General features: G+C 67.9%; 16 protein-coding genes. 15 read left to right on the forward strand and 1 reads right to left on the reverse strand.

From position 1 onward, the window contains the following. The first annotated feature begins 8 nt into the window (after positions 1–8). The 13 genes from xpsF to pncB all read left to right on the forward strand — a co-directional run bounded on the left by xpsF (position 9) and on the right by pncB (position 12,521). On the forward strand, positions 9–1,229 hold the full coding sequence (gene xpsF / locus ACZK4Z_RS02955; protein WP_125894940.1) for a type II secretion system protein XpsF: 1,221 nt from the start codon (positions 9–11) through the stop codon (positions 1,227–1,229). A gap of 49 nt (positions 1,230–1,278) precedes the next feature. Then, the gene (gene gspG / locus ACZK4Z_RS02960) at positions 1,279–1,722 is read left to right on the forward strand and encodes a type II secretion system major pseudopilin GspG (RefSeq protein ID WP_004142831.1); all 444 of its coding nucleotides are present in this window, start codon (positions 1,279–1,281) and stop codon (positions 1,720–1,722) included. A gap of 6 nt (positions 1,723–1,728) precedes the next feature. Beyond that, positions 1,729–2,223, forward strand: a complete 495-nt coding sequence (gene xpsH / locus ACZK4Z_RS02965) for a type II secretion system protein XpsH (RefSeq protein ID WP_032130132.1) — start codon at positions 1,729–1,731, stop codon at positions 2,221–2,223. Continuing rightward, the gene (xpsI, locus tag ACZK4Z_RS02970; protein WP_125894938.1) at positions 2,220–2,639 is read left to right on the forward strand and encodes a type II secretion system protein XpsI; all 420 of its coding nucleotides are present in this window, start codon (positions 2,220–2,222) and stop codon (positions 2,637–2,639) included. Before xpsH ends, xpsI begins: the two co-directional genes overlap by 4 nt. Beyond that, positions 2,636–3,268 carry a type II secretion system protein J gene (locus ACZK4Z_RS02975; protein ID WP_125894936.1) on the forward strand — a complete coding sequence of 211 codons (633 nt, stop codon included), beginning with the start codon at positions 2,636–2,638 and terminating at the stop codon, positions 3,266–3,268. The genes xpsI and ACZK4Z_RS02975 overlap by 4 nt, the downstream gene beginning before the upstream one ends. After that, a complete protein-coding gene (locus ACZK4Z_RS02980; RefSeq protein WP_032130129.1) occupies positions 3,265–4,128 on the forward strand; it encodes a type II secretion system minor pseudopilin in 864 nt (287 codons plus the stop codon). Before ACZK4Z_RS02975 ends, ACZK4Z_RS02980 begins: the two co-directional genes overlap by 4 nt. After that, positions 4,125–5,270, forward strand: coding sequence for a PilN domain-containing protein (locus tag ACZK4Z_RS02985; RefSeq protein ID WP_032130128.1), 1,146 nt, complete (start codon positions 4,125–4,127; stop codon positions 5,268–5,270). Before ACZK4Z_RS02980 ends, ACZK4Z_RS02985 begins: the two co-directional genes overlap by 4 nt. Then, positions 5,245–5,964, forward strand: coding sequence for a type II secretion system protein GspM (gspM, locus tag ACZK4Z_RS02990; protein ID WP_032130127.1), 720 nt, complete (start codon positions 5,245–5,247; stop codon positions 5,962–5,964). Before ACZK4Z_RS02985 ends, gspM begins: the two co-directional genes overlap by 26 nt. Next, positions 5,954–6,748 carry a general secretion pathway protein GspN gene (locus tag ACZK4Z_RS02995; RefSeq protein WP_125894934.1) on the forward strand — a complete coding sequence of 265 codons (795 nt, stop codon included), beginning with the start codon at positions 5,954–5,956 and terminating at the stop codon, positions 6,746–6,748. The genes gspM and ACZK4Z_RS02995 overlap by 11 nt, the downstream gene beginning before the upstream one ends. A 9-nt stretch (positions 6,749–6,757) precedes the next feature. After that, a complete protein-coding gene (gene gspD / locus ACZK4Z_RS03000) occupies positions 6,758–8,959 on the forward strand; it encodes a type II secretion system secretin GspD (RefSeq protein ID WP_125894932.1) in 2,202 nt (733 codons plus the stop codon). 584 nt (positions 8,960–9,543) lie between these two features. Next, positions 9,544–10,398: a glycosyltransferase family 2 protein gene (locus ACZK4Z_RS03005; protein WP_121504854.1), complete on the forward strand. Its 855-nt coding sequence runs from the start codon at positions 9,544–9,546 to the stop codon at positions 10,396–10,398. Beyond that, a complete protein-coding gene (locus ACZK4Z_RS03010; RefSeq protein WP_032128058.1) occupies positions 10,395–11,234 on the forward strand; it encodes a glycosyltransferase family 2 protein in 840 nt (279 codons plus the stop codon). The genes ACZK4Z_RS03005 and ACZK4Z_RS03010 overlap by 4 nt, the downstream gene beginning before the upstream one ends. Positions 11,235–11,342: 108 nt before the next feature. Further along, positions 11,343–12,521 (forward strand): nicotinate phosphoribosyltransferase, encoded by a 1,179-nt coding sequence (gene pncB, locus ACZK4Z_RS03015; protein WP_125894930.1) that lies wholly within the window; start codon positions 11,343–11,345, stop codon positions 12,519–12,521. A 10-nt stretch (positions 12,522–12,531) separates the two neighbouring features. On the opposite strand, the gene ACZK4Z_RS03020 is transcribed toward pncB, so the two are convergent. After that, positions 12,532–12,897, reverse strand: a complete 366-nt coding sequence (locus ACZK4Z_RS03020; protein ID WP_014645902.1) for a hypothetical protein — start codon at positions 12,895–12,897, stop codon at positions 12,532–12,534. 459 nt (positions 12,898–13,356) lie between these two features. On the opposite strand from ACZK4Z_RS03020, the gene ACZK4Z_RS03025 reads away from it, so the two are divergent. Next, a complete protein-coding gene (locus tag ACZK4Z_RS03025) occupies positions 13,357–13,896 on the forward strand; it encodes a fimbrial protein (RefSeq protein WP_032128057.1) in 540 nt (179 codons plus the stop codon). Positions 13,897–13,981: 85 nt separating this feature from the next. Then, a complete protein-coding gene (locus tag ACZK4Z_RS03030; protein ID WP_032128056.1) occupies positions 13,982–14,710 on the forward strand; it encodes a fimbrial biogenesis chaperone in 729 nt (242 codons plus the stop codon). Positions 14,711–14,738 lie beyond the last annotated feature (28 nt).

Here is a 14,738-nt window from a genome sequence, read left to right on the forward strand (position 1 = left end):
GGGCTGACATGCCGACCTACCGTTACAAGGCACTGAATCCGCACGGCGAGATCTTCGACGGGCAGATGGAAGCGGCCAGCGAGGCCGAGCTGGTCGCGCGCCTGCAGGACCAGGGCCATCTGCCGATGGAGACCCAGCTGGCCGATGGCGGTGCGATCGGTGGCAGTACCTGGCGCAACCTGTTCCGCCAACGGCCGCTGCAGGGCGCTGCATTGCTGCAGTTCACCCAGCAGCTGGCGACACTGCTCGGTGCAGGCCAGCCGCTGGATCGCGCGCTGTCGATCCTGCTCGGGTTGCCCGAAGACGAACGCTCGCGCCGCGCGATCACCGACATCCGCGATGTGGTGCGCGGTGGCGCGCCGCTGTCGACCGCACTGGAGCGCCAGCATGGGTTGTTCTCGCGCCTGTACGTGAACATGGTGCGGGCCGGTGAAGCCGGCGGCAGCCTGCACGAAACCCTGCAGCGCCTGGCCGACTACCTCGAACGCAGCCGCGCGTTGCAGGGCAAGGTGATCAACGCGCTGGTGTACCCGGCCATCCTGCTGGTGGTGGTGGGCGGCGCGCTGCTGTTCCTGCTCGGCTACGTGGTGCCGCAGTTCGCGCAGATGTACGAAAGCCTGGATGTGGCGCTGCCGTGGTTCACCAACGCGGTGCTGCAGCTGGGTCTGTTCGTGCGCGACTGGTGGGTGTTGCTGCTGGTGGTGCCAGGGATACTTGCGCTGTTCTTCGAACGCAAGGCGCGGCAACCAGCCTTCCGGCTGGCGCTGGATGGCTGGCTGCTGCAGCGTCGCGGCATCGGCCGCCTGCTCGGCGAACTGGAAACCGCGCGGCTGGCCCGCACGCTGGGCACGCTGCTGCGCAATGGCGTGCCGCTGCTGGGTGCCTTGGGCATCGCCCGCAACGTGCTGGGCAACCGCGCGCTGGCCGCCGATGTGGAAGCCGCCGCGGATGAAGTGAAAAACGGTGCCGGCCTGTCGCTGGCGCTGTCGCGCGGCAAGCGTTTCCCGCGCCTGGCGCTGCAGATGATCCAGGTCGGCGAGGAATCCGGTGCACTCGATACCATGCTGCTGAAAGCGGCCGATACCTTCGAACAGGACAGCGCCCGGCGCATCGACCGCCTGCTGGCGGCGATGGTGCCGGCGATCACCCTGGTGCTGGCCTCGGTGGTCGGTGCGGTGATCGTTGCCGTGCTGGTACCGCTGTACGACCTGACCAATGCCATCGGTTGACGATGGATCCCTACGCAACCCCGACACTCCGCAACTGAAAGGACCGACCATGATTGCTTCCCGTCGACCGATCCGCCTTTCCTTCACCGCCGCGCGCAACCAGTCGGGCATGAGCCTGCTGGAAATCATCATCGTCATCGTGCTGATCGGTGCGGTGCTGACCCTGGTCGCCAGCCGCGTGCTGGGCGGCGCTGATCGCGGCAAGGCCAACATCGCCAAGGCGCAGGTGCAGACCGTTGCGTCCAAGGTCGACAACTACCAGATCGATACCGGCAAGCTGCCCGGCTCGCTCAACGATCTGGTGACCGCACCGGCGGGTGTCGGTGGCTGGCTGGGGCCGTATGCCAAGCCGGCTGACCTGAACGACCCGTGGGGCCACGCGCTGGAGTACCGTGCGCCGGGCGAAGGCCAGCCGTACGAGCTGATCAGCCTCGGCAAGGATGGCAAGGCCGGCGGCAGCAGCGTCGATGCCGACATCCGCTACCAGCCGTAATCCTGCATGACGTATTTCCTGCCGCGCCGGCTGCCTCGCCCGCGCCTGCACGGCAGGCGCGCAGCGGGCCTGTCGCTGCTGGAAATGCTGCTGGTGATCGCGCTGATCGCAGCGATCGGCCTGATTACCGCCGCCGGCCTGTCGCGCGGCTTCGCCGGCATGCAGCTGCGCAGCGCCGGCAAGGACATCGCCAACCAGCTGCGGGTGGTACGCGCGCAGGCGATCGCCCGCGGCGAGCCGCAGCGCTTTGTCATCGAACCGGCAAAGCGGCGCTGGGAAGGCGCCAACCAGCGCCATGGTGACGTGCCGGCACAGCTGCAGGTGCAGTTCGAAGGCGCCGCGCAGCTGGCCACCGCGCCAGGGCAGGGCGTGATCGAGTTCCATCCCGATGGTGGCTCCAGCGGTGGCCGCATCCGGCTGCAGCGTGACGATGCCGAATGGCGCATCGACGTGGGCTGGCTGACCGGTGAGGTCCGCTCCGGCCCCTGGCGGGCACAATGAAGCGGCACGTTCGCGGCTTCACCCTGCTGGAAGTGATCATCGCCTTTGCCCTGCTCGGGCTGGCGCTGACCCTGCTGCTGGGCAGTCTGTCCGGTGGTGCCAGGCAGGTGCGCGAGGCCGAGCTGCGCACGCGCGCGATACTGCATGCGCAGTCGCTGCTGGCCGAAACCGGTGTCGCCACGCCACTGCAGGTGGGTAGCCGGCAGGGCGACTGGGAACAGGGACGCTACCACTGGGAGCTGCAGGTGCAGCCGTGGGTGGAGCCACGTGCCGGCAACGCCGTGCAGTCACAGTCGGCCGGTGCCCCCTGGCTGGCCGAACTGCAGCTGCAGGTGCGTTGGGGCGACAGCGAACGCGAGCAGCTGCGCTGGCGCAGCCTGCGCCTGCTGCCGCCGGACCTGGAGAGCGCGCGATGAAGCGCCGCGCCGCGGGTTTCACGCTGATTGAAGTGATGCTGGCCACGGTGCTGCTGGCCGGTGGCCTGGCGCTGGCGTTCGCCAGCGTCCGTTCGGCAATGGCGGTCAGTCAGCGTGGCGAGCAGATCGCGGCCGAGAGTGAGCGCATGCGCGCGGTGCAGGCGCTGTTGCGGCGGCAGCTGGCCGGTGCGCTGCGCACGCCGCTGGAAGTACCCGATCCCACCCGCGAACCGATCTTCTTCCAGGGCGAAGAGCAGCGCATGTTGTTCGCCGCCGATCTGCCGGGCTACCTCGGCCGCGGCGGACCCTACCTGCACGCGCTGCAGGTGGACGGCCGCGATGGCCAGCAGCGCCTGCTGCTGGACCTGGTGCTGCTGCAGGAAGGCGAGCGCATCGCCGAGAACCCGCCGCGCCCGCCGGAAGTGCTGGTGGAAAACCTGAAGTCGGTACAACTGCGCTATCGCGGCATCGATGCCAGTACCGGCCAGGTGAGCGACTGGATGCCGCGCTGGGACGATACCCGCCGCCTGCCGATGCTGGTGGAGATCAGGATCGTCCCGGCCAAGGGCGCGCCCTGGCCGACGCTGGTGGTGGCGCCGCGCAACGGTGGCAGCGGAGGCGCGCGATGAACCGGCAACACGGTGCGGCACTGGTACTGGTGCTGTGGTTGATCGCATTGATGACCGCGCTGGTCGGTGCGTTCGCGCTGAGCGCACGGGTCGAGCATCTGCAGCAGCGGGTGCTGGATGACGATGCACGCGGCCAGGAACGGGCGCGCGCCGGCCTGGAGTACGCGCTGCTGCGCCTGTCCGCCGATCCGCTGCGGGCGCCCTGGCGCGCTGATGGCCGAACCTACCGCTGGCAGTTCGATGACGCCAGCATCGAGATCAAGGTGCTGGACGAGAACGGCAAGATCAACCTGAACCTGGCCGACGTGACCTTGCTGACCGCGTTCCTCAAGGCGCTCGGCGAAGACGAAGGGGCAGCCCGGCAGCTGGCCGGTGCCATTGTCGACTGGCGTGATGAAGACAGCCTGCTGCAGCCGGGCGGCGGTGCCGAAGCCCCGGACTATGCGGCGGCGGGGTTGCCGTATGGCCCACGCAACAAGCGTTTCGAGACGCTCGGTGAACTGCAGCGGGTACTGGGCATGCGCGGCCCGCTGTACAAGGCCATGCTGCCGCACCTGACCCTGTACAGCCGCCAGGCACGCCCGGATCCCCAGTTCGCCAGCGCGCCGGTGCTGACCGCACTGGGCCTGGATGCGGATACCGTGCTGGCGCAGCGCGCACAGCAGGAGCGTGACGCAGATACCGCTGGCGGTGCGACAACGCTTGCCAGCAGCAGCGGCACCTATAGTATCGAGTCTCGTGCAACCGACGGCAGTGGACGCCGGTCGGTGTTGCAGGCAGTGGTACGCAATGGCTCGGGCGGGGTTCCCGGGCGGTCCTACACAGTGCTTCGCTGGGAGCAGGGAATGACAGCAAGATGACGGCATGGCAGGACAGTGTGCGGCAGGTGCAGGGCCGGATCGGCCCTGGCGCCGGCCGTTTCCTGCGCTGGTGGCGGCAATCGCTGCTGGCCTGGGTGCCGGCACGTTGGCAGTGGGCACTGGGCTGGGCACAGGCGCGCCTGCTGCTGCAGCGCCAGGGTGAGCAGCTGCAGGTCTGGCGAGAGGCCGGAGAACGCCGCGAAGCAGTTGCCAGCGTGCCATGGCCGCTGTCGCCGGCCGAACTGGACCGCGTGCTGGAACCGCGACTGCGCAGCCTGCCGCGGGTGTGGCTGCTGCCGGCCAGCGAGGTACTGCGTCGTCATCTGCGCCTGCCTGCGGCTGCGGCCGACCGGCTGCGCGCCGTGGTCGGTTTCGAGATCGACCGCCAGACGCCGTTCGAATCCAGCCAGGTCAGCTATGACGTGCGTGAACTCGGGGGCGCCGCCGAGGGCCAGCTGCAGGTCGAACTGATCGCCTGGCCACTGCGCCAGCTTGAGGCGTGGCGGGCCAGCGTAGGCGAATGGGCCGATGCACTGGCCGGTGTCGATGCCATCGACACCGAGGGTGAACCCCTGCAGGTGAATCTGCTGCCACCGGGGCAGCGCCAGCTGCGGGCAGACCCGACGCGGCGCTGGAATGTGCTGCTGGCCGTGGCCGCGCTGGTGATGCTGGTGCTGGCGGCCCTGCAGCTGCTCGACAACCGCCGCGCCGCCGCCGACGAACTGCGTGCGCAGGTCGAGCGCAGTGCACGCAGTGCGCGTGGTGTCGCCAGCGAACGCGCGCAGCTGCAGGCGCTGATCGATGGTGCCGCATTCCTGGAAAAGCAGCGCAGCCAGCGCGCCGGAACGGTGGAAATCTGGAATGAACTGACCCGGCGCCTGCCGGAGGGCACCTACCTGGAAAAGCTGGCCATCGAGAACAACAACCTGCAGCTGATCGGCCTGAGCCGCGAGGCCTCGCAGCTGGTGCAGCTGCTGCAGGACGCACCGCAGTGGCGCAAGGTCAACCTGACCGGCGTACTGCAGGCCGATGGCGCCGCCAGTGGCCGTGACCGCTTCACCATGACCGCCGAACTGCAGCCGTTGCCGGCTGCGGCCCCGACCCGGGAGGCGGCCGATGCCGATGCCAAGCGCACGCCGTGACCGCTGGCTGGCACTGGCGCTGCTGCTGGCAGTGCTGGGCCTGGCGTACCTGCTGCTGGTGCACCCCTGGTTCACCCAGCCACTGCGCGAAATCGACGCCGACGTGGCCGCCCTGCGCGAGCGCGAGCAGCGCGTGCAGGCGCAGCTGCAGCAGCAGCCGCAGATCGAACAGCGCCTGCGCGCCACCCGCGAGGCACTGCAGCAGCGGCCGGGCTTCCTGCGCGAAGCCACCGCCGAAGCTGCGGCCGCTGCGCTGGGCGCGAAGCTGCAGGATGCGGTGGCGATGGCCAGCCCGGGCAACCGCAGCTGCACCATCAGCAACCGCACGCCACTGACCGACAACCGCCGTGACGCCGAATTCGTGCGCGTGGCCATGCAGGTGCGCCTGCGTTGCGGTGTGGCCGAACTGGCCACGGTGCTGCACAGCCTGGAAACCGGCAGCCCGCGCCTGTTCGTCGACAATCTCAACCTGATCGCGCAGCGCTTCCAGCAGTCGCCCAACGAGTCCGGGCTCGGCCTGGACGTGTCGTTCGAACTGGCAGGTTACCTGCTGCCCGGTGCTGCGGCCGATGGCGCTGCGCCGGCACCTGCAGCCGAACCGGGCGCGGCGCCGCAACCGCCTTCGGCCACACCTGCACCGGCCGCCGCACCGGCTGCGCCGGAAGAAGGGCAGGAGGTGGCCGATGAAGCTTGAGCAGATCAGCCTGCGCACCGGCTTCCTGCTGGCACTGGCCGGCTGGGCGGCAGCGGTCTGGCTGGCCACCGGCTTCGGTCTGGGCAGCCAGCTGCCAGGTGCGGACGGTGATGCCGATGCGGTGCCTTCGTTGCCGGTGCTGCCGCCGTTGGCCGCAGAACGCATGGCCAGCGCCGAAGGCTATAGCGCGATCGGCGAGCGACCGCTGTTCGCCGAGGACCGCAGGCCGAAGCCCTACCTGCTCGGCGGCAGCGAGCCCGCCGCCAGCGCCGCGCTGCGCCTGACCGGCGTGCTGCTGACCGGCGACTTCGGCATGGCCACCTTCACCACCGAACAGAACCGCTCGCTGCGCCTGCGCCTCAACGGTGAAGCCGTCGACGGCTGGCAGCTGGTCGCACTGCAGCCGCGTCAGGCCACCGTGATCGGCCCCGGTGGCAACCAGGTGCTGGAACTGGCGGTATTCAACGGGCAGGGGGGTGAACCGCCGACCGTGCTGCGCGGCGCCAACGGTGCGCCACCGGCCGGTGCGATCGTTGTGCCGCCCCCGGCAGGCGCTCCGCCGGCACCGCCGCCGGCTGCGGCAACCGCATCGCCGTCGCCTGCTGGCAGTGCGCCGGCATCCTCGGCTGCGGCGGCCGCCACACCGCCTGCCAACAACAACGGCCCCAGCGAAGCGCAGATGCAGGCCATCCGCGAACGCATCCAGGCCCGTCGCCGCCAGCTGCAGCAACAACAACAGCAGCAACAACCGTCGCCGCCCCCGGGCGATGGCACCAACCGATAGAGTGAATGCATGAGCCTGCGTTTCCTTCCCTGGTCCTTTGCCCTCGCGCTGCTGGTCGGCTGCAGCACCGTGTCCGCACCGCATGTGCAGCGCAAGGGCAATCTGTCGCCCACTGCCGAGGCCGGCCAGGCGGCCGAAGTCGCCGCTGATGCTGCCCGTGACGCCCAGGGCGCTCCGCAGGCGGTGATCCGCCGTGGCACCGGCACCATGATCAACCGCGAAGCAGCACGCGCACCGGCTCCGGCACTGCATGGCGCCAGCACCGGTGAAGCAACCTTCAATTTCGAAGGCGAATCGGTGCATGCGGTGGTCAAGGCCATCCTCGGTGACATGCTGGGCCAGAACTACGTGATCGCACCGGGGGTGCAGGGCACAGTCACCCTGGCCACGCCCAAGCCGGTGTCGCCGGCGCAGGCGTTGAACCTGCTGGAGATGGTGCTGGGCTGGAACAATGCCCGCATGGTCTACAGCGGCGGCCGCTACAACATCGTCGCCGCCGATCAGGCGCTGGCCGGTACCGTCGCGCCGAGCACGGCGCCGGCGGCCAGCGCACGTGGCTTCGAGGTACGGGTGATCCCGCTGCAGTTCATCTCCGCAACTGAAATGAAGAAGGTGCTGGAGCCGTATGCGCGCCCCAACGCCATCGTCAACGTCGACAGTGGCCGAAACGTAATCACCCTGGGCGGTACCCGCGCCGAGCTGGAAAACTACATGCGCACCGTCGAGATCTTCGACGTCGACTGGCTGTCGGGCATGTCGGTGGGCGTGTTCCCGATCCAGTCCGGCAAGGCCGAGCAGGTGGCCGCCGACCTGGAGAAGGTGTTCGGCGAGGAGAGCAAGACGCCCAGCGCCGGCATGTTCCGCTTCCTGCCGCTGGAAAACGCCAACGCGGTGCTGGTGATCACCCCGCAGGTGCGTTACCTGGACCAGATCCAGCAGTGGCTGGACCGCATCGACACCGCCGGTGGCAGCGCCCGCCTGTTCTCCTATGAGCTGCGCTACATCAAGGCGCGCGATCTGGCCGAACGCCTCAGTGAAGCCTTCGCCAGCAGCGGCAACCGCGGCGGCTCCAGCCCGGCCTCGCTGGCACCGGGTGCAATGCCGTCGCAGCTGGGCAGCGACGGTGATCGTGGCATGGACAGCAACAACAGCAGCAATTTCGGTTCGACGCCGGGCAGTGGCTCCAGTGGCACCGGCAACGGCAGCATGAACCTGCCGCAGCGCCAGTCCGGCAATGTCAGCGTCAGCCTGGAAGTGGAAGGCGATCGCGTGGGCGTGTCGGCGGTGGAGGAAACCAACACCCTGCTGGTGCGCTCGACCCCGCAGGCCTGGCGTTCGATCCGCGAAGTGATCGAGAAGCTGGACGTGATGCCGCTGCAGGTGCATATCGAAGCGCAGGTGGCCGAGGTCGCACTGGAGGGGGACCTGAAGTACGGCGTGAACTGGTTCTTCGACAACGCGGTGGCCGGGCGCGCGCTGACCGGCGCATTGGCCGGCGTGACCCTGCCGCCCGCCGCCGGCGGCTCCTGGAGCAGCTTCGCCGGTGCTGCAACCGCTGGTGAAGGACTGGGCTGGGCGTTCACCGGCCACAATGGCGCGGCGGTGGTGAGCGCGCTGGACAAGGTCACCGATGTGCGCCTGCTGCAGACCCCCTCGGTGTTCGTGCGCAACAACGCCGAGGCCACGCTCAACGTGGGTGACAAGGTGCCGATCAATACCACCACGGTGAACACCGGTATCGGCACCAGCAGCTACAGCTCGGTGCAGTACATCGACACCGGCGTGATCCTGAAGGTGCGCCCGCGCGTGACCCGCGACGGCACGGTATTCCTCGACATCGTGCAGGAAGTGAGCAGCGCCTCGAACGTGCCGGAGAACTGCAACCCGACCGAGCGCAACTGCAACCCGCGGATTTCCACCAAGAAGCTGTCGACCGAAGCGGCGGTGCAGAGCGGCGACACCATCATGCTGGCCGGCCTGATCACCGACACGGCCACCGATGGCAGCAGCGGCATACCCGGCCTGAGCCGGATTCCGGTGGTGGGCGCACTGTTCGGGCAGAAGAGCCGCACCAGCCGTCGTTCGGAGGTGATCGTGCTGCTGACGCCGAGCATCGTGCGCAACGGGCAGGAGGCACGCACCCTGACCGACGAGTACAGCCAGCGCTTCCGCGCGATGGAACCGCTGAACCAGCCGCGCGCAAAGAAGTAAGGGGTTTACGGCCGGGCTGCGCCCGGCACCCGCAGAGGCGAGAGCCGAAGCAACAGCAACAGCAACAGCGGGTTTCTGGGGGATGGCGGGGCGGTGTGGGTTGTCAGGACACGCCGTAAACCCGTCCCTGGGGGCTCGATGGCGCCATCCATGGCGCCAACGGTCCTGCCAACCCACACCGCCCCACCTCTGATAGATTCCCGCGGCTGTTGGTAGGTGTCGACCTTGGTCGACACGCTGGATCCACGCCATGCGTGAATGCTTTTCGATTCCAATTCGAAATATTCGATTCCGATGGAGATTCATCCACGCATGGCGTGGATCTACTGCAGATCGCAGAGATCTGTCGAAGGCGGGGTGGGTCCGGTTGTGGGGGCGTGAGCCGCATGGATGCGGCGACCGAGCTTACATGGACGTACTTGCAGCGTCCCCCGCAACCGGACCCACCCCGCCATCCCCCAGGAACCCAGCTTTTGCTCCGGCTGTTGCTTCGGCTCTGGCTCTGGCCTCTGCAGGTGCCGGGTGCAACCCGGCCGATACCCTCCCAGTGCTAGGCTGTGGCTACCGACAACCACGGAGGCGGGATGGGGGCGATCGTGTTGTTGCCGCTGTGCGTGGACGATGCCGCGCTCGACCGCTGCCTGGCCGCGCTGGATGCCGGCACCGCGCCGGGAACCGCGGTCTGGCTGGCCGATGACGCGCAGACCGGCCCGCGTGCGCAGGCGGTGGTGGAGCATTGGTTGGCGCATACGCCACTGCAGGCCGAATACACCCGCCGCGCGCGGCCGTTGGGCGAGGTCGCCCATCTGGATGAGATGCTGCGCGCCTGCGAGGGCATGGACGTGGCGGTGCTGGCGCCGGACAGCGTGCCCGCGCCGGGCTGGCTGCAGCAGCTGCAGGATGCCTTCGCCCGCGACGCCGCCATCGCCACCGCAACCCCGTGGTGCAATGCCGGCGAAACCGCTGCATGGCCGCGGCTGGGCGAGATCAATCCGGAACCGGAGGACCCGGCGCTGCTGGCACACACCTGTGCCACGCTGCCGGTGCTGCATCCGGAGCTGCCCTCGGCGGTCACCCACGCGGTACTGGTGCGCGGCAACGCGCGTCGCCGCGCCGGCGGCCTGGACGTGGACAGCTACGCTGGCTGGAACGCGGCACTGGTGGACCTGAGCCTGCGCATGGCTGGCCTGGGATGGCGCAACGTGCTGTGCGAGACCGCCTTCGTCAGCCGGGCAGGGGAGGCGGTCAGCCGTGATGGCGATCTCGAGGCCCTGGCCGCGCGCTGGCCGGGGTGGGTGCCACGGTTGGCTGACTTCCTCATGCGCGATCCGCTGCATGGCCTGCGTGCCGACCTGCAGCAGCGCATGCGGCAGGCGATAATGCCGAAGGAACAGGGTGACCTGTTCGTCTCGTCTTCCGCGCCGGAGCCTCCTGCTTGAATGTTGCCATTGCCGCCATCGTCGTCACCTACCAGAGCGGCAGCACCATCGACGCCTGCCTCTCGCGTCTGCGCCAGGCGCAGGACGTGGCCGAGATCCGGGTGATCGACAATGGCTCGATGGATGGCACGCTGGATATCGTGCAGCGCCATGCCAGCCACGACCCGCGCGTGCGTTTCGTCGGCAATCCGGACAATCCCGGCTTTGCCGCCGCCAACAACCAGGGCGTGGCCGATTCGCACAGCCCATGGCTGGCCTTCATCAACCCGGACCTGATGGTCGAACCGGAGACGTTGGCCGCACTGCGCAGCCGCGCGGAAGGACTGGGCGACTGCCTGCTCGGTGTCGAGCAGGTGGACGAGCAGGGCCATGCCGACGAAGCCGTGCGCCGCCGCGACCCGGATTTCCTGATGATGCTGCGCTCGCCGGGCAAGGGCTCGAAGCTGGCGGTGCCGCGTGACCCGCAGCAGGCGCTGCAGCGGGTGCCGGCGCTGTCCGGTGCGCTGCTGATGATGCCGCGTGCATTGTTCGACTGCATCGGAGGTTGGGACGCCGGCTATCGCCTGCATGCCGAAGACCTGGACCTGTGCCGGCGTGCACGCGAAGCCGGAGCAGTGGTGGCGATCGCCAATGACCTGCAGGTCACCCACGTTCGTGGCGTCTCCAGCCGCTCGCGGCCGTTCTTCGTGGAATGGCACAAGCACAAGGGCCTGTGGCGCTATTTCCAGAAGTTCGAGGCCAGGCAGCGTTCGCTGCCGGTGCGGGTAGCGGTGTGGGGCGCGATCTGGGCGCACGCGCTGATGCTGGTGCCGAAGCTGCTGCGCAGGGCGCTGTAGCGCCGCAAGAGCATCCACGCATGGCGTGGATCTACCAATGTTGTTTCCCGTGAGCTGAGTGTGGCCGCAGGCACCCCGGTTCACCCTGCCGGGCGCATAATCCGCCCCATGCCTATCATCCAGTCCCTGCTCGACACCGACCTGTACAAGTTCACCATGATGCAGGCGGTGCTCCACCAGCACCCCGGCGCCCAGGTGCAGTACCGGTTCAAGTGCCGCACGCCCGGCATCGACCTGGCCCATTACATCGACCAGATCGACGAAGAGATCGACCACCTGTGCAGCCTGCGTTTCAGCGACGCGGAGCTGGACTACATGCGTGGCCTGCGCTTCGTGAAGCCGGACTTCGCCGATTTCCTCGGCCTGTTCCACCTCGACCGCAAGTACATCCAGCTGCGCGCGTCGGAGACCGTGCCCGGCGAGATCGAACTGGACATCACCGGCCCCTGGCTGCACACCATCCTGTTCGAAGTGCCGCTGCTGGCGATCATCAACGAAGTCTGGTTCCGCAACACCACCACCGCCGACTTCGCCGAGGGCGAGCGCCGCCTGCAGGCCAAGGCCGCGCTGCTGCGTGATACCCCGGGGTTCGAGCAGTGCCGCATCGCCGACTACGGCAGCCGCCGCCGCTACTCGCGTGACTGGCATGCCCGTCTGCTGCCGCTGCTGCGCGATGCGCTCGGCCCGCAGCTGGTCGGCACCAGCAACGTGCACTTCGCCCGCCTGTACGGCATGACCCCGCACGGCACCATGGCCCATGAGTACCTGCAGGCGTTCCAGGCGCTGGGCCCGCGCCTGCGCGATTCGCAGGTGGCGGCACTGGAGTCGTGGGCACGCGAGTATCGCGGCGACCTCGGCATCGCGCTGTCCGACGTGGTCGGCCTGGATGCGTTCCTGCGCGACTTCGACATGTACTTCTGCAAGCTGTTCGACGGCGTCCGCCATGACTCCGGCGATCCGTTCGACTGGGGCGACCGCATGCTGGCGCACTTCCAGCAGCGCCGGGTGGATGCACGCAGCAAGGTGCTGGTGTTCAGCGATGGGCTCGACATCGCCAAGGTGATGCGCCTGTACGACTACTTCCGTGGTCGCTGCCAGGTCGCCTTCGGCGTCGGCACCCACCTGACCAATGATCTGGGGCCAACGCCGCTCAACATCGTCATCAAGATGGTCCGCTGCAACGGCCAGCCGGTGGCCAAGCTCAGCGATTCGCCGGGCAAGAGCATGTGCGACGACCCGGGCTACCTGGCCTATCTGCGCCAGGTGTTCGAGCTGCCGCCGGCGTAAACACGTCGGCTTACAGGTAGTCGACCACCACCAGGTAGGCGCCCTGCAGCGGCTGCTGCTTCGAAGCCTGCACGCTGTAACGCTCGGAGAAGGCGATATCGCCGGCGCGCATCGCGCTGGCCGACACCGACAGCTTCTGGCCCTGGCGCTTGCCGTCGCGCAGCGTCGCGGCCTGACCATCGGCCAGCGCCGTCACGGCCACCGTCGAGCCCTTGGCCGAGGGCGGGCAGGCGGCCAGGCTCAGCTCACCCTGGGACAGGTTCGTCGTGCAGCCCGGCTCGGCGATACGGCCGCTGAAACGGATGCTGCCGCTGCTGGCCTGGGCCAGCGCACTGACGGACATCAGGGCCACACACAGCAGAATGGAGTTCCTCATGACACGTTCTCTGGTTCGGTGTGTCCTAGTTAGCGACAGGTTCGATCCGTCTTTAATAGGACAAATCCGAATCTGCTAGGGCCATCACCAAGAAAGAGTGATGCGCATCAAATAAGGCGATTTCCACCTGAAAAAAGCCTGTTTTCGCGCATGCCGAACGCGCCACGGGAAGCGTCATGCAGGGTCGTTTGTGACCTGATCGCCTTGCCGTCAAATCCCCCACGCCCGCCGGGCTCTCATTCCGCCTACCACGTCACATTTGAGGCGTCAATGAATTGGCGTTCAGAAAAATAATGAGACTTTCATCACAGTTGTGCCTATACTTGCGTCACGGATTCAGGGGAAGGTATGTCCGAGTCCGGCCACAGGTGAGACGCAAGGATGGGTCTTGATAGCCCGGCAGTGCTCCTTGCTTCCTCCTCTACTTCTCATCTCTTCAGTAGGGTTAGGTAAAAGCGAATGCACAAGATCAATATCATCGCCGCTCTGATGCTGGCCGCCGCTCCGCTGGCCGCCAACGCCGCCGACGGCACCATCACCTTCAACGGCAAGGTGACCGACAAGACCTGCACCATCTCGACCCCGGGCGGCAAGGACTTCTCCGTCAACCTGCCGACCGTGTCCAAGAACACCCTGGCCGCCGCCGGTAACGTTGCCGGTCGCACCCCGTTCGCCATCAACCTGACCAAGTGCAGCGCCGGCAACGTCGCGACCTACTTCGAGCCGGGTTCGACCGTTGACTTCAACACCGGCCGCCTGCTGAACCAGGCTTCGGCCAACGCTGCCACCAACGTGCAGCTGCAGCTGCTGGGTTCGAACAACCAGGTCCTGCCGATCAAGGCTGCAGGCGCTGGCCAGGCCCAGACCAACTCGCAGTGGGTCACCGTCGGCACCGACGGCTCGGCCGATCTGAACTACTACGCTGAGTACTACGCCACTGCCGCCGCCACCCCGGGCGACGTCACCAGCAGCGTCAAGTACACGATCATCTACAACTGATCGTAGTCGTACCCGCACTGGCCGGCGTACGCGCCGGCCAGTGCCTCGCGGCCCCTGGCCACATACCTCGAGCGTAGTACTTCCGATGAAAGCATTCTTTCCCCGGGCGCTGCTGCTGGCAGCGTTCACGCTGCCCTTCTGCCAGAACGCTCTGGCCGGCGTGGTGGTCAATGGCACGCGAGTGATCTATCCGGCGCAGGCGCGCGAAGTCACCGTGCAGGTCGACAACGTGGGCGATTCGCCGGCGCTGGTGCAGGCCTGGATCGACAGCGGCGACGCCAACCAGACCGCCGATACCAGCGATGCCCCGTTCGTGCTGACGCCGCCGATCGCGCGCGTCGAGCCGGGCCGCAGCCAGGCGCTGCGACTGATCTTCTCCGGCGCGCAGCTGCCGACCGACCGCGAGTCGGTGTTCTGGCTCAACGTGCTGGATGTTCCGCCGTCCCCGGACAACGCCGACAGCGGCGAACAGAATTACCTGCAGGTCGCGTTCCGTTCGCGCCTGAAGCTTTTCTACCGGCCGCAGGGCCTGAAGGGCGTCGCCAACGACGCGCCGGCAGCGCTGCGCTGGACCCGCACGGGCGACCGTCTGCGGGTGGAAAACCCGAGCCCCTTCCACGTCACTCTGGCCGAAGTACATGCCGTGACCGGCAGCAGTGAAAAGGCCGTCGAGGACAAGGGCGCGATGGTCGCGCCGAAGCAGAGCCTGGAGTTCGCCGCACCGGCGGGCACCGACCAGGTCCGCTTCATCACCATCAACGACTACGGCGGCCGGGTGGAACACACCATCCGCCTCGGCAGCACCGGGGGCTGAACGCGCCGCGCCGGCCTTGGGCCTGCGC

The organism is Stenotrophomonas sp. 71799_Sma (assembly GCF_056482505.1).

Excerpts from the sequence above, each read along its gene's own strand:
- xpsF (WP_125894940.1), top strand. The coding sequence starts at position 9 with ATGCCGACCTACCGTTACAAGGCACTGAATCCGCACGGCGAGATCTTC.
- gspG (WP_004142831.1), top strand. The coding sequence starts at position 1,279 with ATGATTGCTTCCCGTCGACCGATCCGCCTTTCCTTCACCGCCGCGCGC.
- xpsH (WP_032130132.1), top strand. The coding sequence starts at position 1,729 with ATGACGTATTTCCTGCCGCGCCGGCTGCCTCGCCCGCGCCTGCACGGC.
- xpsI (WP_125894938.1), top strand. The coding sequence starts at position 2,220 with ATGAAGCGGCACGTTCGCGGCTTCACCCTGCTGGAAGTGATCATCGCC.
- ACZK4Z_RS02975 (WP_125894936.1), top strand. The coding sequence starts at position 2,636 with ATGAAGCGCCGCGCCGCGGGTTTCACGCTGATTGAAGTGATGCTGGCC.
- ACZK4Z_RS02980 (WP_032130129.1), top strand. The coding sequence starts at position 3,265 with ATGAACCGGCAACACGGTGCGGCACTGGTACTGGTGCTGTGGTTGATC.
- ACZK4Z_RS02985 (WP_032130128.1), top strand. The coding sequence starts at position 4,125 with ATGACGGCATGGCAGGACAGTGTGCGGCAGGTGCAGGGCCGGATCGGC.
- gspM (WP_032130127.1), top strand. The coding sequence starts at position 5,245 with ATGCCGATGCCAAGCGCACGCCGTGACCGCTGGCTGGCACTGGCGCTG.
- ACZK4Z_RS02995 (WP_125894934.1), top strand. The coding sequence starts at position 5,954 with ATGAAGCTTGAGCAGATCAGCCTGCGCACCGGCTTCCTGCTGGCACTG.
- gspD (WP_125894932.1), top strand. The coding sequence starts at position 6,758 with ATGAGCCTGCGTTTCCTTCCCTGGTCCTTTGCCCTCGCGCTGCTGGTC.
- ACZK4Z_RS03005 (WP_121504854.1), top strand. The coding sequence starts at position 9,544 with ATGGGGGCGATCGTGTTGTTGCCGCTGTGCGTGGACGATGCCGCGCTC.
- pncB (WP_125894930.1), top strand. The coding sequence starts at position 11,343 with ATGCCTATCATCCAGTCCCTGCTCGACACCGACCTGTACAAGTTCACC.
- ACZK4Z_RS03020 (WP_014645902.1), bottom strand. The coding sequence starts at position 12,897 with ATGAGGAACTCCATTCTGCTGTGTGTGGCCCTGATGTCCGTCAGTGCG.
- ACZK4Z_RS03025 (WP_032128057.1), top strand. The coding sequence starts at position 13,357 with ATGCACAAGATCAATATCATCGCCGCTCTGATGCTGGCCGCCGCTCCG.
- ACZK4Z_RS03030 (WP_032128056.1), top strand. The coding sequence starts at position 13,982 with ATGAAAGCATTCTTTCCCCGGGCGCTGCTGCTGGCAGCGTTCACGCTG.